This is a genomic window from Streptomyces sp. SD31, assembly GCF_052068475.1.
Taxonomy (GTDB): domain Bacteria; phylum Actinomycetota; class Actinomycetes; order Streptomycetales; family Streptomycetaceae; genus Streptomyces.
Genome location: NZ_JBQHCX010000014.1, coordinates 255,524 through 282,512, shown reverse-complemented (window position 1 = coordinate 282,512; position 26,989 = coordinate 255,524). Strand labels below are relative to the sequence as shown.

Sequence of the window (26,989 nt, the reverse complement as noted above, 5' to 3'; positions counted from 1 at the left end):
CCCGGCTCCAGCGGCTCGATCACGAACCGGGAGCGGAACTCGTCGACGACCTCTTCGGTCAACGAGGGACGCTGAGCAATCAGCACGGGGTATTGCCTCCAGTGTTTGGCGCCCGCTATGTGACGCCGTAGATACCAAGAAGGGTACGGGCGGTTCGGCCTCCTACAAGACGAACCGCCCGACCCGCCCAGACACCGCCTCCAGCCCGGCGCATGAGCAATTGCCGCAGCAGGCCGCCTGCGGCAAGGAGGCCGTACGCAGTGGCCATCAGGGTGGTGCCGCTCGTACGGGGCGGGTTGACCGGGGATAACGTCCCTCACTCCGGACGAGTGAGAGGGACATCGTGCAGGTACAGGTGCGTGGGTGGGGTGCCCGTCGGTGGTTCGCGTTCGGGGCGATCGCGTTCGGGGCGGTGTTCCTGGTCGTCGGGTTGATCCTGGCGGGGATGTCGGTGTCGTTCCTGGTGGAGGCGGAGCGTGCCCGGGGGACGGTGGTCGCGCTGGAGTGGCGGAAGGACGACACCGGCACGTCCCGCAAGAAGAGGCAGAGCGACGAGCCCGTGGCGTACCCGGTCGTCGAGTTCACGTCGGCGGACGGCACGTCGCGGACGTTCCGGAGCTCTACCGGTTCCAATCCACCGTCGTACGACGAGGGTGAGCGGGTCGACGTGCTCTACCGCGCCGATTCCCCCGAGGACGCGCGGATCAACGGGTTCGCCTCGCTGTGGCTGCTGCCGCTGATCTTCGGTGGGATCGGGCTGGCGATCGCGGGGGTCGGGACCGCCGTTGCCACGGCTGGGCGGTGGCGTTCCCAGGCCGTGGCTACACGAGGACGTTGGTGAGGAAGATGTTCCAGTCGTCCCGGCCCATTTCCCCCGGGGCGCCCTGGGCCGCGGCCGGTACGGCGGACAGCACCAGCCCGGCGATGGCGACGGCCAAGGCGGCGACGAGACGACGCTTCACGATTCCTCCTCGACGGCGGCAGTACCGACCACCCTGCTCCAAACCGGCCGCCCCGCCCGCTAGACACGCTGCCCGGCCTGCGGATTCAGTCGCTCGGTGGTCAGGTGAGGCGCTCGACGTCCGCGGCAGCGGCCTCTGCCCGACGCCGGGCCTCCCGGACCTGGCGATCGGCCGTACGCACCTGGTCGCGTGCCGCCTGCTCGGCAGAGCGTGCCTGTCGTTGCTCGTCCTTGGCCCGTTGCAGTTCGGCGGCCAGTTCACTGATGCGGCGCTGCACCTCGTCCAGGTGTTTCCTGGCCGCGTCGGCCTCACGGCTCGCGCTCGCCGCCTCGTCCTCCCGCGCCCGTAGTTCCCGCACCGTCTTGTCGGCGTCCTGGCGGGCCTGGGCGAGACGTCTGCGCCGGTCGGCGTCGGCCTTACGGTCGCGACGCGGCGGCGGCGAGGGCTCGGGGGCCGGGGGTTCGGTCGGTGGGGGTGCCGCGGGGGTTCGGCGGCGGGCTGCGGTCTCGGTGACGGCGGGGAAGTCGGCGGTGGCGCTGAAGGGCTTGGTGAGTCTGCCGCTCGCCCATTCCTGGGCGGCCTCCGGTTGGGCGAGGGCGGCGCGCAGGGTGTCTTCGACCTCGTGTTGGGCGGCGTCGCTGATCGGGTGGCCCGCCTGCGCGGCCAGTTGTCCGGCTTGGCGGGACAGGGCGTTGATCAGGGTGCGTTGCCGGCGGCTGAGCTCACGCAGTTGGACGCCGTCCAGGTCACGATGTGCCTGTCGCAGGCCCTCTCCGAGGCGGAGCAGCGGTTCGACCTCGCTGCGGTGTTCGCGAACGAGGAGGTTGCTGGCCCAGGCCGACAGGCTCGGGCGCCGTAGCTTGGTGATCCGGTCGGCGAGGGCGCGGTCGCCGGCTGTGCGGGCCGCGGCCGCGTGTGCGGCGCGGGCGGCGACGAATTCCTCCGGCCGCAGGCCGTACAGCTCGTCGGCGACAGTGTCCAGATCCATCGGCGTCCCTCTCCGCGCCCAGCCCACAGAGGTACGTACCGATTTTCGCACCTTCGGCGCAGACGTCGCCTTGGTGGGACGGTGAGCGGCCACCGGCGGCGGGGACGCGACGGTCTCCGCCTTGCCCGGCGCCCGGCTCCCCGTCCCTGGAACCGCTAGAGCAGCTGGCCCACGATGCGCGGGAGGATTCCCTGCTGGAGGTCGGGCTCCGCACTCTCGTCGACGTTGATCCTCATGGGGATGTTGTTCTCGGGCGTGGCCGCGGTGCCGGGCGAGCTCTTCTCGGTGACCTTGCTCTGGTTGACCTGGCGGTTTCCGTGGTCCCCGTCCGCCGAAGCTGGGACGGCGGCGGTCAGGACGAGGGTCGCGGCGGCAAGCGCGGCGGTAGCGATGATCTTCATGACGCACCTAACGACGCGCCTGGCGTCAGGGTGCGCCGAGCTGCGGCGATGGGGGGAACGGGGGCCGGAGGGCCGGGCCCGGGAAGCACACCGGGCGCACACTGGAAGCAGCAGGCAATGCTTTGTGAGCCGGACGTGGAGGTGAGCCATGAGCACCCTCGAAGAACACGTCGATGTGGGAGTCCCGATCGACACGGCTTGGGAGAGCCTTCACCGGGTGGACGACTATCCGCGCTTCCTGGCGGGAGTGCGCGACGCCCGTACGGAGGCCGGCGGCCGGGCGCACCTGGACGTGGAGGCCGGCGGCCGGACCCGGGAGTTCGATGCCGAGGTGTCCGATCGGGCGGGGGAGCGTGTGCTGGAGTGGCGTACGACGGGCGCTCCCGACCTCGCGGGGTCCTTCTCGCTGCTGCCGATCGACCGGAACCGCACCCGTGTGCAGGCACGGCTCGAGTACGACCCCGGCACCGTCAGGGAGACCTTCGGCGGACCGAAGGGGTTCGCCCAGGCCAACGCCATCGAGCGGCTCGTCCGTAGCGATCTCGAACAGTTCAAGGAGTACGTGGAGCAGGGACGGTGAGCGTGGCGCGGGGGCGGTGAGCGGTACGGCGCCCCCGCGCCGCCGCTGATCGCGCCGGGCCTCACAGCTTGCGGCCCACCCCGCAGTACGCGTCGACCGCGGCCGTCGCGATGTCCGCCGGGCCGTGGACGTCGGGGCGCCACTCGGGTACCTGGACGATGCCCGGGTCCACCAGGTCGAGGCCGTCGAAGAAGCCGGCGATCTCGCCGATGCTGCGGACGTGGTACGGCACCGCGCCGCTCGCGTTGTACGCCTCCGACGCGGCGATCATCCCCTCGCTCGTCGCCGTACTGTCGCCGATCACCAGGTGGCTGCCCGCGGGGAGACCGGCCATGAGGCGGCGTACCAGGTCGCGGGCCTGGTCGTGGTCGGGGACGTGGCCCAGGGTGTTGAGGATCATCAGGGCGACCGGGCGGGAGAGGTCGAGGGTGCCCGCGGCGGCCTCCAGGAGGGCCTCGGGGGCGTACAGGTCGGCGTCCAGGAACGCCGTCCTGCCCTCGGGGGTGCTCGTGAGCAGGGCGCTCGCGTGTGCCAGCACGACGGGGTCGTTGTCGACGTACACGATCCGGGCGTCCGGCGCCACGCGCTGGGCCACCTGGTGGGTGTTGTCGGCGGTCGGCAGGCCCGTGCCGACGTCCAGGAACTGCCGTATGCCCGCCTCGCCGGCCAGGTGGCGTACGGCGCGGCCCAGGAACCGGCGACTCGACACGGCCACGTCGACCAGGCCCGGGAAGATCTCCTTGATCTCGTCCCCGATCCGCCGGTCGACCTCGTAGTTGTCCTTGCCGCCGACGAAGTAGTTCCAGAGGCGTGCCGAGTGCGGTGTCGAGGTGTCGATGCGGGTGTGGGGGTCGGGCACGGTGGGCTCCTGCGGTCGGGTGGGTGGCTGGGTGGTTGGGTGGCTGGGTGGCGCGGTGATCAAAAACAGCAACCAACCTAGGCCCAACTGACCATGGCCGAAGGTGAGTTGACGCGATTCACCTCACACCCCGTGAGGTTTTGGCCACCTGTCGGAGCCCGCTCTCCTCCGCGTTGCGCAGGCTCGCCACCGTCAGTGACAGGGTCACCGCGAGGGACGCCACGGCCATCACCGTCATCGCCGTGGCGGGGGAGGTCAGTTGGGCCACGGATCCCGCGAGCGCCGCGCTCACTCCCTGCATCGTGAGCATGCCGGAGCCGTGCAACCCCAGGGCGTGGCCGCTGAGTTCGTCGGGAGTCAGGGCGACCAGGCGCTCCTGCTGGACGAGACTCGCGCCGAAGCCGATCGAGGCCACGGCCACGGCGACGGCCGCCCACGGCACCGCCGGGCGCAGCGCGAAGAACAGGTACGGCACGGCCAGCAGCACCAGCAGCGGAATGCCGAGGCGCGGGCGCAGCCGGGGCGGCACCAGGCGGCCCACCGTCACATCGCCGACGAACATCCCCAGCGCCGCGCAGGCGAACAACGTGCCCGCGGTGTCGGGGGCGTAGGCGACGTAGAGGGACTCGCAGCCGACGACGAGGCCATTGGGGATCCACAGGGCGAGGTAGACGTGGCGGCGGGGACGGGAGGACCACAGCAGGGCGTTGCTGCGCCAGGTCGCCGTGACCGACGGGCGGCCCTGGGCGCGGGGCGGGCGCGAGGTCAGGCCGAGCCGGAGGACGGCCGCCGCCGCGACGTACAGCGCCGCCGACAACAGCAGCGACAGGCGCGGCGACAGCACCGCCACCAGCAGACCGCCCGTCGCGTATCCGACGATCTGGGCGATCCCGGCCATCATGTTGAAGACCGAACGCCCCAGCATGAAGCCGTCCTTGGAGAGGATCTCGTTCACCAGCCCCCAGCGCACTCCCCCGCCGAGCGACGCGACCAGGCCCTGGCCGAGGATCACCGCGAAGAGCACCCAGAGGGGAAGTACGGGCAGCGCGAGGACGGCCGTGGTGGCGGCGAAGGCGAGGGAGATACCGGTCAGCGCGGAGCGCGGGCGCAGCCGGTCGGCACCGGACAGCAGGAAGGTCGCCCCGAGCATCTGCGCCAGCGACGGGCCGAACATGCTCACCGCGGACAGCAGCGGTGACTCGGTCGCCCGGAACACGAGGGTGCCGAGGGCCAGACCGCTGATCGTCTGGGCCAGGACGTTGGCGGAGGAGGCGAGGAAGAGAGGCGTGAACTCCGGGGTACGGAAGAGCTGTCGGTAGCTGCGCATGGGCGGAGTCTGAGGGGGCCGGCGGCCGGTCGTTATTGTTTCGCGCGGGAGCGAAAGGTCGGCGTGGACCGGGGAGCGGGGCGGCATGGGCTGGTGGCAGATCAACGCCGACACCCTCGCCGGCAGCCGTTTCGTCCTCTCCCCGCTCGCCGAGACCTTCGCCGCGCTGAAGCTGCTGCACCTGGGGAGCGCCGCCCACCCCGGCGAACGCGCCTGGCTGGACACACACCGCCCCGCCTACCGGGCCCGCCTGGCCGCCGACCCGGTCACCGCGCATCTCGTCCGCGCCGCACTCGGCAAGGACTGGATCGCCGACTTCCTCACCCCGACCCCGAGGAACCGCGAGCCCTTCGAGCAGGGCGTGGCACGGGTGCGCGCGGCCGACCCCGGTCAGGCCCGCGCCCACCTCACCGTCTCCCTCGCCGGCCCCCTCCCCGCCGTACTGGACCGGGACGACCTGCCCGAACGCGCCGCCGCGCTCCTCGAGTACGTCTGGACCGAGGCCGTACGTCCGGACTGGGACCGGCGTCGGCGCGTCCTGGAGGCCGACGTGGTCGCGCGGACCGCGCAGGTGAGCCGGGGCGGCTGGGCGGCCGTACTGGACTCCCTGCGGCCCGGGCGGACCCGCTGGCTCGGCGACAACCGGCTTCAGGTGAATCTGCACGAGTACCCGCCCCGGGAGATCTCCGGCGCCGAACTCGTCTTCGTGCCGGTCACTCCGAAGGGCGGCTGGGTGGCGTGGGAGGCCCCCGACCGGTACGCGATCGTCTACTCGTGCGCGGGCGCCCTCGCCGACCCCGGCGCCCGGGCCGTGCCCGCGAGCCTGGGCGCGCTGCTCGGCCACGCGCGGGCCTTGGTGCTCGTCCTCCTCGGTTCCCCCATGAGCACGACGCAACTGACCGCCGTGACCGGCCAAGGGCTTGGCTCGGTCGGCCGCCACCTGAAGGTCCTTCTGGACGCAGGCCTGGTGGAACGACGTCGATCCGGGCGGTCGGTGCTGTACTCACGGTCGGTGGCAGGAGACACGGTGGTGGCCGCGCCCCGAAGGGGGGCGGGGCTGAGTTGAACATGCGGCTCCGCCGCGTGGGCGCGACCAGCCCCCACGCACCCGCAGTTACCAACCACCTCACCCACCGGAAGTAGCATCCGCCTCATGACGACTGCAGACAGCAACGACCTCTCCCCCCTCGACGTCGACATCAACACCCTCACCGGCGGCCCCGCCAACCTCGCCCAGTACGCCGGCCAGGCGGTCCTCGTCGTGAACGTGGCCTCCAAGTGCGGCCTGACCCCGCAGTACACGGGCCTGGAGAAGCTCCAGGAGCAGTACGCGGAGCGCGGCTTCACCGTGCTCGGCGTGCCCTGCAACCAGTTCCTCGGCCAGGAGCCGGGCAGCGCCGAGGAGATCGCCGAGTTCTGCTCGGCGACGTACGGCGTGACCTTCCCGATGACCGAGAAGGTCGAGGTGAACGGGGAGGGCCGGCACCCGCTCTACGACCGCCTGGTCGGCTTCGCGGACGCCGAGGGGCACAGCGGGGACATCCGCTGGAACTTCGAGAAGTTCCTGATCGGCCGGGACGGCAAGGTCATCGCCCGCTTCTCGCCGCAGACCGAGCCGGAGGCGGCGGAGCTCGTGGCGGCCGTGGAGGGCGCGCTCGCCTAGCCGGTGTTGACCTTGCCCCTGGGGCAGGGCGGAACGTCCTTCGCACCGGGCGCAAGAGCCGCCCGGTGACGGAGGATGAGGCCGTGGACGACGAACTGCTCACCATCGGCGCGTTCGCCGCGCGGGCCAGGCTGTCGGCCAAGGCACTGCGCCTGTACGACCGCCTCGGGCTGCTGCCGCCCGCGCACGTCGACGAGGTCAGCGGCTACCGCTACTACCGCACCGGCCAGATCGAACGCGCCCGCCTGGTGGCGCTCCTGCGCCAGCTCGACATGCCGCTCGCACGGGTCGCGGAGGTCGTCGAGGCACCGGACGGGGCCGCGGCCGCCGACCGGCTCGACGCGTACTGGGCGGACGTGGAGGCCCGGATGGCCGGGCAGCGAACCCTCGCCGCATACCTCCGTGGACGACTGTCGGGGAGGAGCTCCGAGATGTACGGGAAGTTCGTGGTCGAGACGGTGGATGTGCCCGAGCAGGTGCTGATCACGGAGACACGGCATGTGCTGGCGGGCGAGTTGCCCACGTGGATCGGCGCGTCGCTGGGGCGCCTTGAGGAAGGCGCCCGGGAGTGCGGCGGCATCACCGCGGCGCCGTTCGTCGTGTACCACTCCGACGTGTCGATGGAGAGCGACGGTCCGGCCGAGTCGTGCGTGCCGGTGGCCGACGAGGCGGCGGCGCGGGTGTGGGTCGAGCGGCAGGGCCGTGGGCGGGAGATGAAGGTACGGGTCGAGCCGGCCCAGCGGCTCGCCTACACCCGGATCACCAAGGCGCAGGTGGCTCATCCGCAGATCCTGGCCGCCTTCGAGGCGGTGGAGGAGTGGATCCCGAAGCAGGGGCTGTGGCAGGCGGGCCCGTGCCGGGAGGTGTACTTCGCGGACTGGGACGCGGCGGGGGCCGAGGACCCGGTGTGCGATGTGGCGTTCCCGGTGAGGTGATCCGGGACACGGCCGAGCCCTCTCGGCAAGGACGGCGGGCTGGTCGAGAGGGCTCTTCCTGTGGTGCTTGTGCAGTTGTTGACCGTGCGGTCGGTCGAGGGTGAGGATCAGACAGCCTCGCCCCTCACGCCTTGACCGACGCCACGAAGGTGTTCCACGCGTTCGCGGGGAACGCCAGGACCGGGCCCTCGGGAACTTTGGAGTCCCGTACCGCCATGGCCGCTGTGACCGGCGACTTGACCTCGACGCACGCGCCGTTCCCGGTGGAGTACGAGGACTTGGTCCACGTGTCCGTGGCACCCTGACGAATTGCCATGTTTGCTCCGAATTGCCAGATGTTGAGTTGCTGTCATCGCGCCGCACGTCCGGACTGAACCGGACTCCGCAAGGCGATTCACGCCAACCTTGTTGCTCGGTGGCGTGATCGACGCTACTAGCCAACATCGGCCTACGAAGCGACTATTCACTCGACTGGATGGCATATTCCAGTGGAGCCTTCCATCCCGGCCTGGGGAAGGTGTACGGTACCGCGCCCCTCCGGTCGGGATGGTCCCCCGAAAGGGTGATCAGCACAGTGATCAGCGCGGCGATCAGTCCAGATGATCAGCGCGCGTAGTCCTTCGCGATGTCCGCGATGAACTGCCGCGACTGGTCCACGTTCAGGGCCTGCGCCCGCAGGTGTTCGTACATCACGCTGTACTTCTGGACGTCGTTCGCCTTCTCCAGGTACAGATCGCTGGTGACGCCCTCGATGTAGACGACGCTGGAGTCGGCCGCGTCCGGGAACTCGAGGATCGCGTACTGCCCGTTGAGGCCCGGGTGCGCGCCCATGTCGAAGGGGATCACCTGCACGGTGACGTGCGGCAGCTGGGACTGCTCGACGAGTTGTTCCAACTGGTCGCGCATGAGGGAGCGGTTGCCGACGACCCGGCGCAGGGCGGCCTCGTCCAGGACGGTCCACAGGCGCAGCGGGTTCTCCTCGGTGGAGATTCGTTCCTGTCGGCGCATGCGCACCTGGACCCGTTTCTCGACCTCGGCCGGTGGTGTCTCCGGCAACGCCCCGGCGATCAGGGCCTCCGCGTACTGCTTGGTCTGCAACAGCCCCGGGACGACCTGCGGGTCGTACACCCGCAGACTCGCCGCATCGGTCTCCAGCCCGATGTAGACGCTGTACGGAATGTCGCCGAAGGAATGCCACCAGCCTTGCTGCCGCGAGTCCTTGGCCATCTGCATCAGGGAATCGACGATCCGGTGGTCCTCCACCTCATACACCCCGCACAGATCGCGGACGTCGCGCTGGCTGATGCTGCGCCGCCCGTTCTCCAGCCGGCTGATCTTCGACTGCGACACCAGCAGCCGCTCGGCCACCTCTTCGGCCGTCATGCCCTTGAGCTCACGGAGCCGGCGCAACTCCTGGCCCAGCCGGCGTCGCCTGACGGTGGGATTGACATTGGACGCCACGGGACGTGCACCTCCGGCTGCGTGACTGCTGATTGCCACTTTGCGTATCTGCTGCTGAGCAGACTGCCACCAAGGTGCTTACTACCGCTGGGAAACGGTGGATATGCGCTGGATACACGCCAGTTCGGGGAGACCCCCGGCAAATACGGGCGCACATACGGCCGCACATACGGCCGCGCGGGGCGGCGGGACCGGTGTCGTCGTCCGGACGTACGGTCCCGTCGCCCCGCGCGGACCAGCGGCTCCCGTACCGGGTCTTGGGGACTGCGGTGCGGCGCTGCACGTGGCGTGCGTTGAGTGCGTGTGAAGCTTGTGGAACGGGTGGATCAGGTGGTGCATGCGGTGGACCTGTTGGTGCGGGTCGTGGGCCTGCGACTCAGTGGGCCACGACGCGCGCCATGGATCCGCGGCGCGGTTGCACCGGAACGCCACGGGCGGGTTCCGCTGCGACCCTGCCTCCGGGGGCGGCCTGACGGCCGGCCGGGGCCGGGCTGCGGCGCGGCTGGGCCGCCACGCCGTTCTGGACGTCCATCACGGCGTGCGCGACGAGACCGCCCATGGGGTCGTGCCTGATCAGATCCCGCAACCGAGAACGAGAGGACCGCCCCTCGTTCCCCGGATACAGGTGCTTGCCGAGGCCGACCGCGTGTGCCAGGGCGGCGAGCGCCGCGGTCCGCGGGTCCGGCGGTACACCGGTGCGGATCGCGGAATCCAGCCGGGCCCTGATCTCCCGGCTGATCTCGTTGTCCGTCGCCTGATAGCGAGTCGTCGGCAACACCCCGCACATCTGACCCGCCACGGCATGCACCATGCCGCACCGTTCCAGATGCGAGAGGTAGGTCTGGCGCAGCCCCAGCCGGGGCCCGCCAATCCAGTTCACCGCACGCACGGGAGCGCCACGCCTTCGCAGCAACTCCAACGCGCAGTCCAATGTTGGATCTCCAGTCGGCCGTGGTACGACCACGGCGATACGATCCCCGTCTGGGGCTATCCGTCCGGCCAGCGCCAGCTCCACTAGCTGTGCTCCGGCCAGACCGAGGTCGAGCGACTGCGGCTGTGCGGTGGTACCCGTGGTCGGGTCCAACGCCAGCAGCAGAAGCTCCTCCGGAATTGTTCTGCGGCTCCTGCCCATCCATGCCTCCCCGCGTGGATGAATGACAGGGTGACCCCTCTCACATTCATCTGTCGAGGGTGCGTGACCGGTTCGTGAGGGAACCAGTAGGTATGTCGTTCTCGTCTACCGCCTGAGTAGAGGGCCGCGCACAGGACACTGGTACATGTTCGGACAGCGGCACGGGGGGTCGTACGGGCACGGAGTCCGGGCGACGGCTCACGGTTCGGCAGACGCACGCAGGGCGTGCGGCGGCACATGGAGGAGGCATCGGTGGCGGGCGAGTCCCCCGACAGGTCGAAGCAGCGCGAGTCGTCGGCAGAACCGACGTCGGGGAGCGCGGGTACGGTTCCCGAGTCCCGCCCCGAAGCGGACGGCACGCGCGCAGCCGACACCGGTGAGAAGCGCGACCCTCGACTGGCGGTGGCCCGCGAGAGCAGCGCACCGCAGGAGTCCGCTGCCGCGCGGCGCGGCGGCGTGGACACGGCAACCAGGGTTCTGTCGCGACGGGAACTGGAAGCGGTGAGGGCGGAGCTGGAGAAGGCCGAGGGGACCGAGGACGGCGACGCGCAGGCTGGGGCCGGGCCCGGCGAGGCTGGGAGCCCTGACGCGGGGGCCGACGATGCCGAGGGCACGAGCGCCGAGGGCTCGCGGAGTGCCGAGGGCTCTGACGCCGGGAGCGCGGAAGGCGACGACGCCGGGAGCGCGGAAGGCGGCGACGCCGGGAACCGTGACGCCGAGACCGACGACGCCGACGCCGCGCAGGACGAGAGCGCGAGCGCCGAAGGCTCCGACGCCGGGAGCGCGGAAGGCGGCGACGCCGGGGACCGTGACGCCGAGACCGACGACGCCGACGGCGCGCAGGACGAGGGCAAGGGTGCCGCGAGCGGGACCTCGTCCGAGGTGCCGGGTGACGGTGATGGTGATGGGGCTTCCGTGCCGGGGGACGAGCGGCTGAGGGCGGCTGTGGCGGCCTGGGTGGCTTCCTCGGACGCCGCCGACGATGCCGACGCGCGCGATGAGGCCGACGCTGCCGAGGACGTGAAGGACGCCGAGGGTGCTGCGCAGGACGGGACTGCGCGCGACGCCGGGGACGCTGCGGCTCAGGGTGCCGAGAAGGCCGAGGGCGCCGACGCCGAGGCCGGGACAGGCACTGCGGCGGCTTCCGACGACGACGCACCGGCAGCCGCCAAGGAGGCTGAGGACGGCTCGGGCGAGGGCGCCCCGCAGGGGCCACCCGCACCCGGCGACGAGGGCCGCACGGGTGGTGCCGGTGGTCCGGGTGGGAAGACCGAGGCCGACGGCGATGCCGAGGCCGGGCCGGCCGTCGATCAGCCGACCGCCGTCTTCAAGGCCGTACGCCCTCCCAAGCCCCCCGTCGACCAGCCGACCACCACACTCAAGGCCCCCAAGCAGCCCGAGACCCCCGCCGAGCGCACCAGCAAGTTCGTCGCGCTCAAGCCGGACCTCCCCCAGGAAACGCCGAAGGCCCCGGCCCCGGCCGCCGAGGCCACCGCCGCCATCCCCCAGGTCGGCCCCGAGCGCACCACCCAGCAGCCGCTGCCCCCCAAGCCCCCGCTCGACCTGCTCGCCGAGCTGACGAACACGCCTCCGCCCCCGGAGACCCCCGTCCGCACGATCATCCGGCGGGTCAAGATCTGGACCCCGCTGGTCCTGCTGCTCGTGATCGTGCTCGGGGTCGTCCAGTCCGTACGCCCGCTCCCGGCCCCCACCCTCGACCTCACCGCCGAGGACACCTACACCTTCGACGGCAGCAAGGTCGACATCCCGTGGCCCGCCGAGGGCCAGGCCGCGCTCGACGTGGACGGCCTCGGCACGTTCGGCTCCTCCGGCGACCAGAAGCCCGTGCCGATCGCCAGCGTCGCCAAGGTGATGACCGCGTACCTCATCCTGCGCGAGCACCCCCTCGAGAGCGGCGCCGAGGGACCGGACATCGAGATCGACCAAGCCGCCGAGGACCAGTCGGACGCGGGCCAGGAGTCGACCGTCGACGTGACCGCGGGCGACAAGATCTCCCAGCGCGAGGCCCTGGAGAGCGTACTGATCGCATCTGCGAACAACATCGCCCGTCGCCTCGCCCGCTGGGACGCCGGCTCCGAGAAGGCGTTCGTGGCGAAGATGAACGCCACCGCCAAGGACCTCGGCATGACGAACACGACGTACACCGACCCGTCCGGCCTGAACAACACCACCGTGAGCACGGCCGTGGACCAGGTGAAGCTGGCCAAGGCGGCGATGAAGCAGCCCGCCTTCCGCGAGGTCGCCGCGATGATGTCGTACGACGACTACAAGGGGAAGAACCACCCCAACTGGAACCAGCTGGTCGGCCACAACAACGTCGTCGGCATCAAGACCGGCACCACCACCTCCGCCCTCGGCAACCTCGTGTTCGCCGCGAAGAAGGAGGTCGGCGGCGAGACCCGCACCATCATCGGCGCCGTGGTGCGCCAGCCGGACTCGGGCGACGGCATCCTCGCCGCCGCTCTCGACTCGGGCGACCAGCTGATCCGCGCCGCCCAGGACGCCCTGAAGTCGGCGACGCTACTGAAGAAGGGCGACGTCGTCGGCTACGTCGACGACGGCCTCGGCGGCCGCACCCCGGTCGTCGCCACCAAGGACGTCACGGCGGTCGGCTGGTCCGGGCTGAAGGTCGAGCTGACCTTCGCCTCCGACGCCGTACCGCACACCGCCAAGGCCGGCACCAAGGTGGGCACGCTCACTGTGGGTGACGGCACGAGCGGTGCGGTCAAGATCCCGGTCGCCCTGCAGAGGGACCTCACCGAACCGGGCTTCATGGACAAATTGATCCGTCTCGGCTGACCCACGGGACGGGCCGACGGCATCGCACCGCAGCCCGCCGACGGCGCTCGTCGGCGGGCTGCGTGCTAGCGTCACGAAACGGGCAGGTCGCCGCTGACTACGCGCGGCCGGAGAATCTTCAGCGACAGGGCCGACAACACAGGGAAACGGGAAGCGGCCGGAACAGAAGACGGGACAGTACGGGGAGTGCCTCAAAGGTGGCCACTGCGGAGCCGACACGCGCAGACGACGCCGATCCGGGACGGGGAGCCGGGCCGCGAATACGCGTGCCCGCGCCACGCCGGGGAGACCGTCAAGACCTTCCGGAGGACAGACCGCCGTCGCGTCTGAACGCCGCCGTCCTCACCCTGCGTGAGCGCCTCCTGCGCCATCCGGTGCTGTCGATCACGACGCTGGCCGGACTCCTCCACGTCATCTGGTTCTTCACGTTCGCAAGCAGCGGCGGCGATCTCGCGGCCCAGGACGCCTGGGCCGAGTTCGTCGGCCGGCATCCGGACTCGGCGTACAACCTGGCCTGGTACGGCGGTATGCACCCGGTGTCGTACAGCGTGGTGTCGCCGTATCTGATGTCGGTCCTCGGTGTCCGTACGACGATGATGATCGCGGGGACGGTCTCGGCGGGCCTGCTGATGCTGGTGCTGCTGCGCAGCCGGTCGGTGAGGAACCCTCTGTGGGCGGCGCTGGCCGGGGTCTTCGGGCTGGTGTGCAACGCGATCTCGGGGCGCGTGACCTTCGGGCTCGGCACGATGTTCGCGCTGGGCGCGGTCGCCGTCGTGTTCTGCTGGCCGCACCGCTGGCGTTACAAGCGCTGGGCGAAGGCGTTGTGCGCGGCCCCGCTGGCCGCGCTGGCCACCATGTCGTCGCCGGTGGCGGGGCTGTTCGTGGGCTTCGTGGCGGTGGCGCTGTTCCTGCAGAAGCGGCGGCCGGGAGCGTGGGCGCTGGGCCTGGCGCCGACCGCGGTCGTGGCCGTGTCGGCCTGGCTGTTCCCCTTCTCCGGCACGCAACCGATGGTGATCGGCTCGGTGCTGCTGCCGCTGCTGGTCGCCGTCGCCACCTTCGTGCTGGTGCCCAAGGAGTGGAAGACGGTCCGGCTGGTGTCCGCCGTCTACGGCCTCTCGGTCGTGCTGGTCTGGGTGATCAGCTCGCAGATCGGTTCCAACATCACCCGCCTGGCGATGCTCTTCGGCGGGACGGCCCTGGTGGCCGCGCTGCCCTTCACGGTGCCGCGTTCCCGCAAGTGGTACACGGGTGTGCTGGCACTGCTCACCTTCGTCGGCTGGATCGGCTACAAGACGGTCGACGACATCATCCACGCCGCCCCGGAGGCGTCCTGGGCGCGCGAGCTGGCCCCGCTGGTCAACGAGCTCCAGGAGGTCGGCGCCGAGAAGGGCCGAGTGGAGGTCGTGCCCGCCCGCTCGCACCGCGAGGCCGCCGCCCTCGCGCCGTACTTCAATCTGGCCCGCGGCTGGAACCGCCAGGCCGACATGGAGCGCAACCCGCTCTTCTACGACGGCACCCTGAACTCCGCGAACTACCACGAGTGGCTCCAGCGCTGGGCCGTGCACTTCGTCGTGCTGCCCAAGGACGAGCCGGACCCCTCGGCGGCGCTGCGTGAGCGGCAGTTGGTGCGGCGCGGGATGCCGTATCTGAAGCAGGTGTGGGGCGACGCCAACTGGCAGCTGTTCAAGATGACCGACCCGACGCCGCTCGCCGAGCCGAACGCCGTGGTCGAGCGGGCCGAGCAGGGCGAGATGACGATGCGGGTGAGCAAGCCGGGCCGCATCCTCATCCGCATCCCCTACTCGCCCTGGCTGAGCATCGTCGACGCCGACGGCAAGAAGCTGGACCCGCCGCAGGAGACGGAGGCGTCCAAGGACCGCCCCGAAGACGAGCCGAAGTCGTACGACAACGTCAACGGCTGTCTGATGGAGACGGAGGAGGACGCGCTCGGCGACCGGTGGACGATGCTGGTCGCTCCGCGGGCGGGCGAGTATCGGCTGGCGGCGCCGTACGGGGTGCCGCGGGGGACGCCTTGTCCGGAGGAGTTGCGGTGACCGGCGTTCCTGGGGGCTGCCGCCCCCAGACCCCCGCTTCGCCCTGAACGGGCCTCGTCCTCAAGCTCCCCCAGAGAGGGCACCCCCAGACGGGCCGAAATGCCTGGGCCGGTGCTGATGGGTGACCGTCAGCGCAGCTGATCCACGTACGTGTCCGTCCCCGGGATCGTCGGGACGAACGGCGCCACCAGCTCCACCCGTCCCAGCCCCGACTCCTCGACCACGGTGTCCAGGCCTGCGAAGCACCCCTCCCAGCACTCCCTCGGATCCGCCTCCACGAACCACAGGAGCGTCAGGCGGGTGTCGACCCCCTCGACCTGCTTGACGTACGACATGCGGTCCAGCGGCAGTGGCGTGGGCCGGAAGATCGTCACCATCGCGGTCGGGGAGCCGGCCAGGCGCTTCGGGAGGTGGCGTGCGCGCAGCCACTCCAGCAGTTCGGTGCGCCGCTGCGGTGAGTCCGTGTCGATGACCTGCACCACCAGGCCCGCGTAGGGGTGGTCCAGGGCGTGGAAGTCGCGGGGGCCCGCCGCGCCGTCGCGGTACACCGTGGCCTCGTGGTCCTGGAACGCCGTGAAGACGTGGGTGCGCTCCTGGTGGACGCGGGCGTCGCGGCCCAGGCGTTTGTTGATGGCGACCGTCCAGCGCATGTGGTCGTCGTAGCGGCCCTCGGTGATCCAGTAGGTCGAGATGTAGCAGCCGGCGGTGACCGGCTGGGCGATCGCCGACTTCTCCGGGTAGCGCAGGAGCTGGAGGTCCCTGGTCGCCACCCAGCGGCGGCCCGCGTACATCCAGGGCATCGCCATCGCGCCGGCGTAGTAGTGGTCGTCCTCGTACCAGCGGTTGTAGGCGTACTCATGGCCCGGGTGCGGTTCGACCATCGTGATCAGGGCGTGGCCCGGGTGGACTCCGTACGGGCCGACGGCGGCCAGTTCGGCGTACGTCGCGCTGCGGGTGTCCTCACTGCGGGTGTCCTCGCTCATGCGGTTCCCCTTTCCTGCGGTCACCCATACTCTGACGGGCCGTCAGATAGTGCGTCCAGAGTCGGGAGGCAGCGGAATGTCACTGCTCGCGGGCAAGACCGTCGTCGTGTCGGGAGTGGGCACCGGGCTCGGTCATCAGGTCGCCGCCACGGTGGTGCGCGACGGCGGGAACGCGGTCCTCGGGGCGCGCACGGAGGCCAACCTCGCCAAGAGCGCCGCCGAGATCGATCCCGACGGGGCGCACACGGCGTACCGGGCGACCGACATCACCGACGAGCGGCAGTGCGAGGCGCTGGCGGCGCTCGCGCGGGAGCGGTTCGGGGGGATCGACGCGGTCGTCCATGTGGCCGCCCTGGACGGCTACTTCGGGGGCCTGGAGGACGCGGACTTCACCACGTGGCAGTCGGTGATCGACGTGAACCTGCTGGGGTCGCTGCGGATGACACGGGCCTGTCTGCCGGCCCTCAAGGAGCGCGGGGGCTCGGTCGTCTTCATCGGGACCCAGTCCTCGGTCGCCGCCCCCTCACAGGTACGGCAGGCGGCGTACGCGGCGTCGAAGGGGGCACTGACGAGCGCGATGTACTCGCTGGCCCGGGAGTTGGGGCCGTACCGGATCCGGGTGAACACCGTACTGCCGGGCTGGATGTGGGGGCCGCCGGTGCAGGCGTACGTCCGGTTCACGGCGCGGACGGAGGGCGTGCCCGAGGGCGACGTCCTGAAACGGCTGACCGGACGGATGGCGCTGCCCGATCTCGCCACGGACGGGGATGTCGCGGACGCGGTGGTGTTCCTGACGTCGGACAGGGCACGCTCCCTCACGGGACAGTCGTTGCTGGTCAACGCGGGGGAGCTGATGCGCTGAGTTCACATGGATGAACCAAGGACCTCATGACGAACACTTTTACCTCCCTTTGACCTTACGCTCACTTGTCGTGTTCACGCGACAGCGCCCAGGATGAGCGCCGGGCTGAACCCTGGGAGGGCGCACATGAACGGTCTCGACTGGGCCGTGCTCATCGGCTACTTCGGCGTGATGGTGGCGATCGGCGTCTGGTCGCACAAGCGGGTGGACAACGTCAGCGACTTCTTCACCGCGGGCGGCAAGATGCCGTGGTGGCTGTCCGGGATCTCGCATCACATGTCCGGATACAGCGCGGTGATGTTCACCGGGTACGCGGGCATCGCCTACACCTACGGCGTCACCTCCTTCGTCACCTGGTCCTTCCCCATCGCGCTCGGTATCGCCATCGGCTCGAAGCTGTTCGCGCCGCGCATCAACCGGCTGCGCTCCCGCCTCCATGTGGCCTCTCCGCTGGAGTACCTGAAGAACCGTTACGACCTGAAGACCCAGCAGGCGCTGGCCTGGTCCGGGATGCTGCTGAAGATCGTGGACGTGGGCGCGAAGTGGGCGGCGATCGCGACGCTGCTGTCGGTGTTCACCGGGGTGTCGCTGAACCAGGGCATCCTCATCACCGGCACCATCACGGCCGTCTACTGCACCATCGGCGGCCTGTGGGCGGACGCGCTGACCGAACTCGGGCAGTTCGTCATCCAGTTGCTGGCCGGCGTCGCAATGTTCGTCGCCGTGGTCATGGAGCTGAACGACAAGGGCATCGGCTTCCTCGACGCCTGGGACCGGCCGGAGCTGCAGGGCCACGGTGAGCCGCTGGTCGGCCCCTACGGCACGGTCTTCCTCCTCGCCTTCCTCTTCATCAAGCTCTTCGAGTACAACGGCGGCATGCTCAACCAGGCCCAGCGCTACATGGCCACGGCCAGCGCGTACGAGGCCGAGCGCTCGGCACGCCTGTCGGCGATCCTCTGGCTGGTCTGGCCGGTGGTCCTCTTCTTCCCCATGTGGATGTCGCCGCTGCTGGTCACCTCGCAGAAGCCGGACGGCTCCGACTCGTACGGCCTGATGACCGAACAGCTGCTCCCGCACGGCCTGTTGGGCCTGGTCATCGTCGGCTTCTTCTCGCACACCATGGCCATGTGCTCCTCCGACGCCAACGCGATCGCGGCCGTCTTCACCCGGGACTGCGCGCCGGTGGTGTGGCGCAGGGCGCGGGCCTGGAGCGAGGGTCAGGGCCTGCGGGTCGCCCGGATCACGACCGTCGTCTTCCTCGGCCTGTCCATGGCGGCGGCGACGCAGGTCAACTCCCCCGCCTTCAAGGACATCATCACCGTCGTCATCAAGTGGGTCGCCGGCCTCATGGGCCCCATGGCCATCCCGATGATGCTGGGCCTGCTGCGCCCGTTCCGCCGCTCCGGCCCCACCGCCGCGCTCACCAGCTGGTCGATGGGCCTGCTCGCCTTCTGGCTGGTCAACTACCCGATCAGCTGGCAGATCGAGGGCGGCGTCCCGCTCCAGTACCAGGTCTCGATCCCGCTGGCGGTGTCGCTGGTCCTGTACATCCTCATCGGCTTCATCAAGCCGGAGGACACGCCGGAGCGGCTTGCGATCATCGAGAAGATCAACACGGATGGGGACGGGGCGGCGGCGGCCGCGGTGCCGGCTCACGCGGACGGCGTTCAGGACGCGGTGGGCACACGCACGAAGGACTGACCTGCCGTGCCGCCTGTGGGCGTCGGCCAGGGACGACGCCCACAGGCGGCGAACGGGTTCAGGGCTGGGCCGCGAGCGGCTCGGACGGCGTGTCGTCATCCAGGTCGCCGCGCAGGGCGGCGATGACGAAAGCCGTCATGCACGCCAGGAGGAGCAACGCGAGCGGCACCCAGATCGCCGGGATCGCCCACATCGGCCAGTCGTTGGCCGACTGCGCCCAGAGCGCCACGATGGCTGCCGCCCCGATCCCGACGCCGTGCCACCGCACCACGGTCGCCGCTTTCGCGCGCCGCCGGTTGCCCCGGGCGAAGAACGGCCACACCGATCCGACCAGCGCGATCAGGCCGAACGAGATACAGGCGAGCGCGCCGCCAAGGCGGTCCTCGGGCCACCCCACGGGCCCGGACGAGGTCTGCTGCCGCCGTCCGTCGGCGTCCCGGACCTCGACGACCCGCCCGTGCCAGATCAGACCGACGACCTTCTCGCCCGGCGCCATCTCCGACACCACCGGATCCGTGTCCCGGAACATCACCGGCCCCCACGGTTTGCCGGTCGGCAGCAGCAGCTCCGCCTCCGGCCCCCCGTTCCTCCTACCGCGGTTCAGATCCGCCGTCCGCACGGTGAAGTCCTGCTCCCACAGACACCCCGACGCCTTCACCGGGACGGAGGCGCACGTCGGCGCGGCACGGAACTCCCGCTCCCGCTCCAGCGCTCCGCGGACCTCGAGGGCCATCACCACCCCCACGACGAGAGCCATGGCAGACAGCACCAGCCAAATGACGGTCCGTACGACCTTGTTCTGCGACGTCCCCACCGTGCCCCGTGTCCCCTAAGCCCGCGGATATCTGGCCAGCCACCCCGGGGACGAACCCCCCGGCCCGTGCAGCGCAGGCCCCTGGGTCATCTCCATGGCGAAGTCGTCGGCGAGTTCGAGGATCGTCGGGCGGCCCTCCAGTTCGGCCAGCCAGGCCGGGGGGAGGGCCGTCTCGCCGTGCAGGGCGCCCAGCAGGCCGCCGGTGAGGGCGGCCGCGGCGGCGGAGGGGCCGTCGTGGTTCACGGCGAGGCACAGCCCGTGGCGGACGTCCTCCCCCACCAGGGCGCAGTACACGGCAGCCGCGAGCAGTCCGTCCGCCGAGCCGTCGGCCGCGAGCTCCTCCACCCGCGCCGGAGTGGGCATGCCCTGCCGTACGGCGCCCAGCGCGTGCTGCAACGCGTCCGACACGGGCTCGTGCCCCGGCCGCAGGGCGAGCAGCGCCAACGCCCGCTGTACGGCCCCGTCGAGGCTCTCCCCGCAGGCCAGACCGTGCACGATGACGGCGTACGCGCCCGCCGACAGGTAGGCGATCGGATGACCGTGGGTCTGCGTCGCGCACTCCACGGCGAGCTGGACGACGAGCTGCGGCTCCCAGCCGACGAGCAGTCCGAAGGGCGCGGAACGGGCGACGGCCTCGGGCCCGAGCTCGGCGGCGTTCTTGGGCGACTCCAGCGTGCCCATGGTCTCGTCACCGAGACCGAGCAGGAGCGCGCGGGTGGGATCCCGGCGGGCGTACAACCACTCCTCCCGCGCCAGCCACCCGTCGTCCTTACGGCGCTCGTCGGGACCCCAGTCCCGCTGTGTGGCGGCCCAGCGCAGATACGCCCGGTGCACATCGGTGGGCGGATGCCAGGCGCCGGTGTCCCGCCGGACCTGCGCTCTTATCAACCCGTCCACGCTGAACAGCGTGAGCTGCGTGAGGTGAGTCACGGCACCGCGTCGCCCGTACCCGAACCCGAGATCGACAAGGCCCTCGGCCCCGTACTGCTCCCGGATCTCGTCCAGCCCGAGCCCGTCCACCGGCGCACCGAAGGCGTCCCCCACGGCCGCCCCGAGAAGCGTGCCGCGCACCCGGCTGCGGAAGTCCTGCTGTTCGGTACGGCCCCAGACGGCGCCGAGTGTCGCACCCACCAAGACCTCCCCGTTACAGCGTCCGTCCGTACGACGATTCGCCACTGTAATCGAATGGGGACGGTCGGTTCAGGGGGCAGATCGGTATGCGAGGTGTGACCGAAGTGGTCCTGAGTGGTCAGTTATCACCCGTACCAGGTGACATTGCAACGTAGACGCACTCATGACGGGGTACGGCGAGAAAGCTGATGAAGCCACGTCCGCCGAGGAGGTCGAACTCACGCAGCCCACCCTCCCGGTCGAGTGGCCTGCCGACCTTCACGGAGTCATGGCCAAGCGCCGCCAACTCGGTGGCCAGCCGCTCGACCTCTGCCACCACTCCGGGTGGCAGCCCTCCAGTCACGTACTCGGCACTCGGGTTGTAGTCCCATGCCCAGTCCGTCACAGCCCCGCCTCTGCCTCAGCGGCCTCTCGGATCGCCCGGATCTCAGCAATGGCCTCCGCCGGGTCCTGCTCCCCCGCGTCCACGATCTGCTCCAGCTCACGCAGCCGTGCGGCGCGCTCCGGATGCCGTTCGATCGCCACGAACACGGCCCAGGAGTGCACGAAGGCTCGCAGCGGGGCGAGGCTCTGTGTCTGCTGAGCGTTCGTCGTGGCCTCGAAGAGGTGTTGCGTGAGGGCCGGGATCCGGCTCGGCGCGATGCGCGCGACCGCGGCCCGCAATGCGTCGGTCCTCGTACGGTACCGGCGGTGTCGGTGGCGCGGTGCGTGCGCGGCGCTTGTCACGGGACTCGCTTCCGGGCCTCTACGCCGCCGCGAGGGACGTACGGCAGTCGCGGCACCGGCCCGGCGCAGGCGCGCGGAAGGCTCGGTCACAGCCGTCGCAGGTCTGAAGTGGGTCCGGGCGGACAGGGGACGCGTGGTGTGACGGGGCGGGGAGAGGTGGCGGCAGAAGTGCCTCAAGGCGGTGGGCGAGGAATCCCGCCGGGTGGAGGATCGGGTTCTCGGGCAGGGCGTTCGTCAGCGTCCGCTGCACGGCGGTGGGGGTGACACCCCGCTCCAGCCAAGCGGAGACAGCCGGCGCCAAGCGACGTACGTCGCGCTCGCTCAGCAGCAGGCGGGAGTCGTGGGCGCGCAGACCGCAGAGGAGGTCGGCGGCGGCGTTGGGCGCGGGCGGTGCCTCGGAGACCGGGGCCGGTGCCGGGCGGGACTCGGGCTGCGCAACCGCTCGCGCAACCGCGAGCCGGGGCTTGTTGTACGAGATCGTCCGGGTCACGACTCGGCCCGATTGAAGACGCTCCTTGGTGCGAGCCAGGTATCCGTGCGCCTCCAGCTCCCGCAGGGCGGCGGCGATCCGGATCTCCCCCTCGGGGAACTTCGCGGCGAGGGCCTTGATCCCGATCGGGGTCCTGGCGGGCAGCGACTGAATGTGGACGGCCAGACCGATCGCCGTCAGGGACAGCTCCGGGTGCTGGGCGAGGTGGTTTCCGACCACGACGAACTGGTCGTGGTGGGGTTCGGTGACGTGCTCGACGCCTCCGGCGGAAGGGCCGGACTTGGTGCGCGCGGGCGCGCTAGGCTGCTGCTCAGTCATCGGGAAGCTCTTCTCTTCCTCGGTGTTAGGCCCTCGCACTGGGATGCCAGTCCCGGCGAGGGCCGATTCATGTGTGCGGTTGTCTGCGGCTGACGCTGCACCACCGAAACCCCTCCGCGCCAGCCGAGTTGGCGATGTTCACCCCTGCGGGTGATCGACGGGGGCGGTGGGGGTGGGTTGGTTCTTTTCCCGGTTCTTTGGTTTTTGGCGTCGGGAACCGCCGGGTCACGACTCCCCGCGATCCGGCGCCAGTTCCGCCCACACCGTCTTGCAGTTGGCCGCCCCGACTCGGCCTCGCCGCCCACCGCGTCCCTGACCTGCGGGATCCGGTCGGAGAGGGCACACAACTGCCCGAACAGCCCGGCTTCATGGGGTGTCGTCACCGGTCAGGAGGGCCGCGCGTGCCTCGTCGGCCGCAGCCTCGTCGTGGGCGCCGAGGTGCCGGTGGACGGCCGCCCGCCGCAGCAGCGCCCAGGTGTACGCCGGCCTCCCTTCCAGGACCCGGTCCAGGTCGGCGAGAGCCTCCGCGTGGCGGCCGAGGTTGGCCAGCGAGGCGCCCCGGCTCGCGCGGGCGGAGTCGTAGTCGGGCTCCAGGGCGAGCGCGTGGTCGTAGTCGGCGAGAGCCTCCTCGTCGCGGCCGGCGGCGCGCAGGGCGTCACCGCGTTCGCAGCGGACCCAGGCCCAGTCGGGGTCCACGGCCACCGCCCCGTCGAGGTCGGCCAGTTGGCGGTCGGGGTTGCCGAGGGCGCGGTGTACGCGGGCCCTGCGGACCAGTGCCCAGGGGTAGTCCGGCTTGAGCTCCACCGCCCGGTCGAGGTCGGCGAGCGCCTCGTCGAGTTCGTGGCGGCTCAGGCGGGTGGCGCCTCGGGAGGCCAGCGCGAAGGCGTCGGCGGGGTTCAGTTCGAGCGCCCGGCCCAGGTCGCGGATCGCCTCGTCGTGACGTTCCAGTACGCGGTGGTACTCGCCGCGCAGTGCGAGGCTGCCGGGGTCGTCGGGGGCCAGTTCGAGGGCCCGGTTCAGGCGGACGACGGCCGCGTGCCGGTCACCGGCGAGGTCGTGGGCGATGGCTCGGGCGCGGTAGGCGCGGGCGGCGGCCGTGGGGGCGAGGGCGACATGCCAGCCGTCTTCGACCGGCGGCACTTCGGCCTGCGGGATCCGGCGCGGTCCCTCGGTTGCGCCGGGTGCCCCCGACGACGCCTCACGCTGCTGCGCCCCGGCCGGTGCGCCCTGCCCGACGACGGCCCCGTCGGGGTACGACGTGCCGCCGGGCGGGACGCCCACCGCGCCGTACCCCGCCGCGTCCCTTACCGGCCCGGCGGCCACCGGCGCTCTCTCGAACCCGGCCCCCCGCAGCACCAGTTCCAGGGCCGCCGCGGTCCCGCCGCTGCGAAGCGCCCGCCCCAGCTGCTGCCCCCACTGAGCCACCGCCCATGTCTCGGCGTCCCAGCCGGCCTCCGACAGGACCCAGGCCCACCGCCCGGCGACGGACTCGCCCTGTTCGCAGGCGTCGACGACATCCCCCAACACGCTCGTCAGCGCCGACCGCTCCCCTGCGCACAGCAGGTGGTACAGCTCCGCCAGCCGAAGCTCCCGCCACCCTTCGTCCGCCCACAGCTCCTCGGCGCCGCGTCCGGCTTCGGCCTCGGTCCGCCACTCCCGGAACACCGAGGCGAGCGCCTGCTGCCGGGTCACCCAGGTCCTGGGCGACTGCTGCCGCTGCAGCCGCAACATCGGCGCGCGTACGACGTCGTGGTACTGCACCCGGCCGGCCCGCTCACCGGCGAACGGCAGGTGACGCAACCATGTGTACAGACCGTCCAGTTCGGCCTCCGGACGGTCGACCACCGCCCGGAACACATCCGCGTCCAGCCGTCGCGGCAGCGCGCACGCCAGCGCGACGGAGCGCCTTACCGGATCCTGCTCCCATCGAAGGAACCGCTCCACGGCCGTGGCGCTGGGGTCCCCCACGTCGGCCGGATCGGCGGGGCGGCTCTCCGCGAGCGTCGACACGAGCACCGGCAGTCCGCCGGTCAACCGCAGCACCTCCCTGACCACCGGCTCGGCCACCACCCCCTTGCCCGCGAGCAGATCCCGCGCCTCCGGCTCCGTGAACGGCAGCAGCGGCAGGTCGGTCATGAAGTCGCCGAAGCCGCCCCAGCGGGTGGCGTCGAAGGGGAGCTGCCCGGCCGTCACCACGACGATCGTGGCCGGCAGTGCGCCGTACCGTTCCGAGGTCATCACGGTGTGCAGCCAGCCGTCGAGGAAGCGGCCGGTCCGCTCGTACGTGTCGAAGAACAGGACGATCCACGGTACGGCGGACGCGGCCTGGGAGACCTCGTCGAGCAGCACCGGTGTGAGCACGCTCTCGGGGGCGAGGACGAGCCGCGCGTCCTCCTGGCTGCGGAAGCGTGCGCCGACCCCGGACCTCAACCTGTCGGCGCCCTGGGCGAGTTGGGCCGGATCCAGCGCGCCCGCGAAGGCCCCGATGCCCGGCACCATCCCCAGTCCCACCAGTCCGGCCCGGGCCACCGCCATGCTGCCCGCCGACGGCCCCGACGGCCCCGACGGCCCCGACGGCTCCGTGGACAGCGCGGTGACCGCCGCCAGCTCCGCCTCGTGGCGCCGCTCCCGGTGCGCGGTCAGCAGCCGGTCCAGTTCCTTGAGCCGCCGCCCCTGCGCGGCGAACTGCCGGCTGATGGCCTCCATCGCCTCCGGCACGCTCCCGGCGCTCTCGTCGACGTACGCCGTCAACGCCCCGCGCTCCCGGGCCACTTGTTCGAGTTCCCGCAGCAGGAAGGTCTTGCCGACGCCCGCGTTGCCGTGCACGTGGAAGAGGAACCGGTGCCGCTCGTCCTCCGGCGCGCTGTCGAAGTTGGCGCGGAACGCGGCCCGTTCGGCACTCCGGCCCACGAACCCGGCCCGGCTGCGCCGGCCGATCAGCTGCTGCATAGACGGCCGCGACTGCGCCACCGTACGTCCCTCTCGTCCGTCCGCCCAGAGCTCGTCCTCGTCAATTCTGGCTCAATGCGTACCGAACACACTGCCCCCCGGGAAAGATGACCACCATGCCAACCACACCCCCACGCGGCGCCCTCCACCTGGCCGCCACGCTCCTCACCGCGACCGTCGCCCTCTACATCACCCTCGTCGCCTTCGGGAACATCACCGACTTCGGGACGAACCAGCAGTTCGTGCGGCACGTCCTGGCGATGGATACGACGTTCAAGGACGACGACCTGATGTGGAGAGCCATCACCAGCAAGGGACTTCAGGACGCGGCGTATGTCGCGATCATCATCTGGGAGACCGTCGCCGCCCTGGTCCTCATATACGGCACCTGGCTCTGGTTCCGCCGCGACGACCTGCGCGCCCGCCGCTTCTCCACCTACGGCCTGCTGATGCTGATGCTGCTGTTCGGCGGCGGGTTCATCGCGATCGGCGGGGAGTGGTTCTCGATGTGGCAGTCCGGGGACTGGAACGGGCTGGACGCCGCGACCCGGGTGTTCCTGTTCAGCGGGGTCGTGCTGATCGTCAACCACCTGCCGTTCGGGCAGGGACGGCAGGCCGACGCCGGCTGACGCGTACCGCTTCAATGGCGCAGGGCCCATTTCTGGACCGCCTCCAGGGGCCCTGCCGAGAAGCGCCGCAGCCACAGCGTGGAGCCCACCATCAGCACCGCGCAGACCCCGGCCCACAGTCCCACCACCCACCAGGGGCCCGTGTCACCGAGCCGTTCGGCGAGGCCCAGTCCGATGCCGTAGGAGACGAACACGCACAGCACGTTCTGCAGGACATAGCCGGACAGGGCGGTTCGGCCCACGGACGTGAGTCCCGTCATCAGCGGGCCCGGGCGCCGTACCCGGTCCACCAGCGCGCCGATCAGCCCGATGTAGCCGAGGGCGAGGAGCGGGGCGGTGCCGTACCGGGCCAGCAGGAACAGGTCCGGGCCGGCCAGTGCCGCCGCCGCGTTGAGCGGCAGTCCGAGGCCCAGGCCCCACAGCAGGAGGCGGGAGCGCAGCCTCCGCCCCGTCTCGTCCGCGCCGAACGCGCCCGCCCGGAACAGCCGTACGCCCAGCAGGAAGAGGAAGACCAGGAGGAAGAAGGTCAGTACCGGCTCCATGCGGAGCGCGATCGCGTTTTCCAGGCGGAAGGCGATCTGGTCCGGGTAACTGCCGTGCGCGTAAAGGTCGACGACCTCTCGGGAGATGGTGCCGCCGTCCTCGGTACCGTCCAGGGCGAGGGCGGCCGTCAGCAGGCCGATCACCGTCAGATGCGCACCCGCCGCCCACCACATCACCCGTCGCTGCGCCCGCTCCGAGCGGGTCAGCAGCCAGGCGACGAGCAGCGCGGTGACCGCGTAGCCCATCAGTACGTCCCATGCGAAGACCAGGACGAAGTGCAGCGTGCCCTCGCCGAAGAGGAACAGCGCCCGCCATCGGTACCGGCCCGGCCACGGCTGTCCGCGTCGCGCGGCCGAGGCGTACTGGATCGCCAGCCCGACCCCGAACAGGATCGTCAGCAGCGACAGGAACTTGCCGTTCCCCAGCACGCTGAAGGTGCCTTCGACGGCCCCCGCGAGCGATCCGAACGACGGCTCGCCCGAGCCGGACTCCAGGGCTCCCCACTCCGCGCCCGGACCGGTGAAGATCCATACGTTCGTCATGAGCGTGCCGAGGATCGCCGCTCCGCGCAGTACGTCGAGGAGGGGCAGTCGGCGTCCGGTGGGCGAGGAATCCAGTGCCCGCGGGGCTCGCGCGTCCAGGTGCGTCATGGATTCATCGT

The 26,989-nt window shown here is 71.0% G+C and carries 25 protein-coding genes; 10 read left to right on the top strand and 15 right to left on the bottom strand.

Going from position 1 to position 26,989, the window contains the following annotated elements:
- Positions 1 to 343 precede the first annotated feature (343 nt).
- Positions 344 to 841: a DUF3592 domain-containing protein gene (locus ACTMVF_RS29065; protein ID WP_441274055.1), complete on the top strand. Its 498-nt coding sequence runs from the start codon at positions 344 to 346 to the stop codon at positions 839 to 841.
- Here ACTMVF_RS29065 and ACTMVF_RS29060 read toward each other — a convergent pair.
- The 3 genes from ACTMVF_RS29060 to ACTMVF_RS29050 all read right to left on the bottom strand — a co-directional run bounded on the left by ACTMVF_RS29060 (position 822) and on the right by ACTMVF_RS29050 (position 2,351).
- A complete protein-coding gene (locus ACTMVF_RS29060) occupies positions 822 to 962 on the bottom strand; it encodes a hypothetical protein (protein WP_441274054.1) in 141 nt (46 codons plus the stop codon). The two genes, ACTMVF_RS29065 and ACTMVF_RS29060, sit on opposite strands and share 20 nt — an antisense overlap.
- 100 nt (positions 963 to 1,062) lie before the next feature.
- Complete coding sequence (locus ACTMVF_RS29055; protein WP_441274053.1) at positions 1,063 to 1,950, bottom strand: hypothetical protein; 888 nt, start codon at positions 1,948 to 1,950, stop codon at positions 1,063 to 1,065.
- A 155-nt stretch (positions 1,951 to 2,105) separates the two neighbouring features.
- Positions 2,106 to 2,351, bottom strand: coding sequence for a hypothetical protein (locus tag ACTMVF_RS29050; protein WP_441274052.1), 246 nt, complete (start codon positions 2,349 to 2,351; stop codon positions 2,106 to 2,108).
- A gap of 148 nt (positions 2,352 to 2,499) precedes the next feature.
- Here ACTMVF_RS29050 and ACTMVF_RS29045 point away from each other — a divergent pair, with 148 nt between their 5' ends.
- Positions 2,500 to 2,931, top strand: a complete 432-nt coding sequence (locus tag ACTMVF_RS29045) for an SRPBCC family protein (protein WP_441274051.1) — start codon at positions 2,500 to 2,502, stop codon at positions 2,929 to 2,931.
- A 61-nt stretch (positions 2,932 to 2,992) separates the two neighbouring features.
- On the opposite strand, the gene ACTMVF_RS29040 is transcribed toward ACTMVF_RS29045, so the two are convergent.
- Both ACTMVF_RS29040 and ACTMVF_RS29035 read right to left on the bottom strand, forming a co-directional pair.
- On the bottom strand, positions 2,993 to 3,790 hold the full coding sequence (locus ACTMVF_RS29040) for an SAM-dependent methyltransferase (RefSeq protein ID WP_441274050.1): 798 nt from the start codon (positions 3,788 to 3,790) through the stop codon (positions 2,993 to 2,995).
- Positions 3,791 to 3,908: 118 nt separating this feature from the next.
- A complete protein-coding gene (locus ACTMVF_RS29035; RefSeq protein ID WP_441274049.1) occupies positions 3,909 to 5,117 on the bottom strand; it encodes an MFS transporter in 1,209 nt (402 codons plus the stop codon).
- An 85-nt stretch (positions 5,118 to 5,202) separates the two neighbouring features.
- Between ACTMVF_RS29035 and ACTMVF_RS29030 the strand changes: the two genes are divergently transcribed.
- From ACTMVF_RS29030 to ACTMVF_RS29020, 3 genes are all read left to right on the top strand, one after another.
- The gene (locus tag ACTMVF_RS29030) at positions 5,203 to 6,183 is read left to right on the top strand and encodes an ArsR/SmtB family transcription factor (RefSeq protein ID WP_441274048.1); all 981 of its coding nucleotides are present in this window, start codon (positions 5,203 to 5,205) and stop codon (positions 6,181 to 6,183) included.
- 87 nt (positions 6,184 to 6,270) lie between these two features.
- Positions 6,271 to 6,780 (top strand): glutathione peroxidase, encoded by a 510-nt coding sequence (locus tag ACTMVF_RS29025; RefSeq protein WP_441274047.1) that lies wholly within the window; start codon positions 6,271 to 6,273, stop codon positions 6,778 to 6,780.
- 65 nt (positions 6,781 to 6,845) lie between these two features.
- Entirely contained in the window at positions 6,846 to 7,715 is an 870-nt protein-coding gene (locus tag ACTMVF_RS29020; RefSeq protein WP_441274046.1) for a MerR family transcriptional regulator, read from the top strand.
- A 124-nt stretch (positions 7,716 to 7,839) separates the two neighbouring features.
- Here ACTMVF_RS29020 and ACTMVF_RS29015 read toward each other — a convergent pair whose 3' ends face one another.
- The 3 genes from ACTMVF_RS29015 to ACTMVF_RS29005 form a co-directional block, all read right to left on the bottom strand.
- Positions 7,840 to 8,031 (bottom strand): DUF397 domain-containing protein, encoded by a 192-nt coding sequence (locus tag ACTMVF_RS29015; protein WP_108707382.1) that lies wholly within the window; start codon positions 8,029 to 8,031, stop codon positions 7,840 to 7,842.
- Between the two features lie 287 nt (positions 8,032 to 8,318).
- Entirely contained in the window at positions 8,319 to 9,176 is an 858-nt protein-coding gene (locus ACTMVF_RS29010; protein ID WP_274239962.1) for a helix-turn-helix domain-containing protein, read from the bottom strand.
- 376 nt (positions 9,177 to 9,552) lie between these two features.
- Positions 9,553 to 10,308, bottom strand: a complete 756-nt coding sequence (locus tag ACTMVF_RS29005) for a GOLPH3/VPS74 family protein (protein ID WP_441274045.1) — start codon at positions 10,306 to 10,308, stop codon at positions 9,553 to 9,555.
- 252 nt (positions 10,309 to 10,560) lie between these two features.
- Here ACTMVF_RS29005 and ACTMVF_RS29000 point away from each other — a divergent pair, with 252 nt between their 5' ends.
- Both ACTMVF_RS29000 and ACTMVF_RS28995 read left to right on the top strand, forming a co-directional pair.
- The gene (locus ACTMVF_RS29000; RefSeq protein ID WP_441274044.1) at positions 10,561 to 13,128 is read left to right on the top strand and encodes a D-alanyl-D-alanine carboxypeptidase; all 2,568 of its coding nucleotides are present in this window, start codon (positions 10,561 to 10,563) and stop codon (positions 13,126 to 13,128) included.
- 197 nt (positions 13,129 to 13,325) lie between these two features.
- Positions 13,326 to 15,182, top strand: a complete 1,857-nt coding sequence (locus tag ACTMVF_RS28995; RefSeq protein WP_441274043.1) for an MFS transporter — start codon at positions 13,326 to 13,328, stop codon at positions 15,180 to 15,182.
- A 128-nt stretch (positions 15,183 to 15,310) separates the two neighbouring features.
- Here ACTMVF_RS28995 and ACTMVF_RS28990 read toward each other — a convergent pair whose 3' ends face one another.
- Positions 15,311 to 16,165: a hypothetical protein gene (locus tag ACTMVF_RS28990; RefSeq protein WP_441274042.1), complete on the bottom strand. Its 855-nt coding sequence runs from the start codon at positions 16,163 to 16,165 to the stop codon at positions 15,311 to 15,313.
- 76 nt (positions 16,166 to 16,241) lie between these two features.
- Here ACTMVF_RS28990 and ACTMVF_RS28985 point away from each other — a divergent pair, with 76 nt between their 5' ends.
- Both ACTMVF_RS28985 and ACTMVF_RS28980 read left to right on the top strand, forming a co-directional pair.
- A complete protein-coding gene (locus ACTMVF_RS28985) occupies positions 16,242 to 17,027 on the top strand; it encodes an SDR family oxidoreductase (protein ID WP_441274041.1) in 786 nt (261 codons plus the stop codon).
- A 126-nt stretch (positions 17,028 to 17,153) separates the two neighbouring features.
- Positions 17,154 to 18,728: a sodium:solute symporter family protein gene (locus ACTMVF_RS28980; RefSeq protein ID WP_441274040.1), complete on the top strand. Its 1,575-nt coding sequence runs from the start codon at positions 17,154 to 17,156 to the stop codon at positions 18,726 to 18,728.
- 58 nt (positions 18,729 to 18,786) lie between these two features.
- Here the strand turns inward: ACTMVF_RS28980 and ACTMVF_RS28975 are convergent, their stop codons facing one another.
- The 5 genes from ACTMVF_RS28975 to ACTMVF_RS28955 all read right to left on the bottom strand — a co-directional run bounded on the left by ACTMVF_RS28975 (position 18,787) and on the right by ACTMVF_RS28955 (position 25,156).
- Entirely contained in the window at positions 18,787 to 19,542 is a 756-nt protein-coding gene (locus tag ACTMVF_RS28975) for a hypothetical protein (protein WP_441274039.1), read from the bottom strand.
- Positions 19,543 to 19,557: 15 nt separating this feature from the next.
- On the bottom strand, positions 19,558 to 20,673 hold the full coding sequence (locus ACTMVF_RS28970) for an ADP-ribosylglycohydrolase family protein (protein WP_441274038.1): 1,116 nt from the start codon (positions 20,671 to 20,673) through the stop codon (positions 19,558 to 19,560).
- A gap of 381 nt (positions 20,674 to 21,054) precedes the next feature.
- Positions 21,055 to 21,336, bottom strand: coding sequence for a DUF6247 family protein (locus tag ACTMVF_RS28965; RefSeq protein WP_441274037.1), 282 nt, complete (start codon positions 21,334 to 21,336; stop codon positions 21,055 to 21,057).
- A gap of 82 nt (positions 21,337 to 21,418) precedes the next feature.
- Positions 21,419 to 22,207 (bottom strand): helix-turn-helix domain-containing protein, encoded by a 789-nt coding sequence (locus tag ACTMVF_RS28960; protein WP_441274036.1) that lies wholly within the window; start codon positions 22,205 to 22,207, stop codon positions 21,419 to 21,421.
- A gap of 366 nt (positions 22,208 to 22,573) precedes the next feature.
- The gene (locus ACTMVF_RS28955) at positions 22,574 to 25,156 is read right to left on the bottom strand and encodes a tetratricopeptide repeat protein (protein WP_441274035.1); all 2,583 of its coding nucleotides are present in this window, start codon (positions 25,154 to 25,156) and stop codon (positions 22,574 to 22,576) included.
- Between the two features lie 116 nt (positions 25,157 to 25,272).
- Here ACTMVF_RS28955 and ACTMVF_RS28950 point away from each other — a divergent pair, with 116 nt between their 5' ends.
- The gene (locus ACTMVF_RS28950; protein ID WP_441274034.1) at positions 25,273 to 25,785 is read left to right on the top strand and encodes a DUF2165 domain-containing protein; all 513 of its coding nucleotides are present in this window, start codon (positions 25,273 to 25,275) and stop codon (positions 25,783 to 25,785) included.
- Between the two features lie 11 nt (positions 25,786 to 25,796).
- On the opposite strand, the gene ACTMVF_RS28945 is transcribed toward ACTMVF_RS28950, so the two are convergent.
- Complete coding sequence (locus ACTMVF_RS28945) at positions 25,797 to 26,978, bottom strand: DUF418 domain-containing protein (protein WP_441274033.1); 1,182 nt, start codon at positions 26,976 to 26,978, stop codon at positions 25,797 to 25,799.
- Positions 26,979 to 26,989 lie beyond the last annotated feature (11 nt).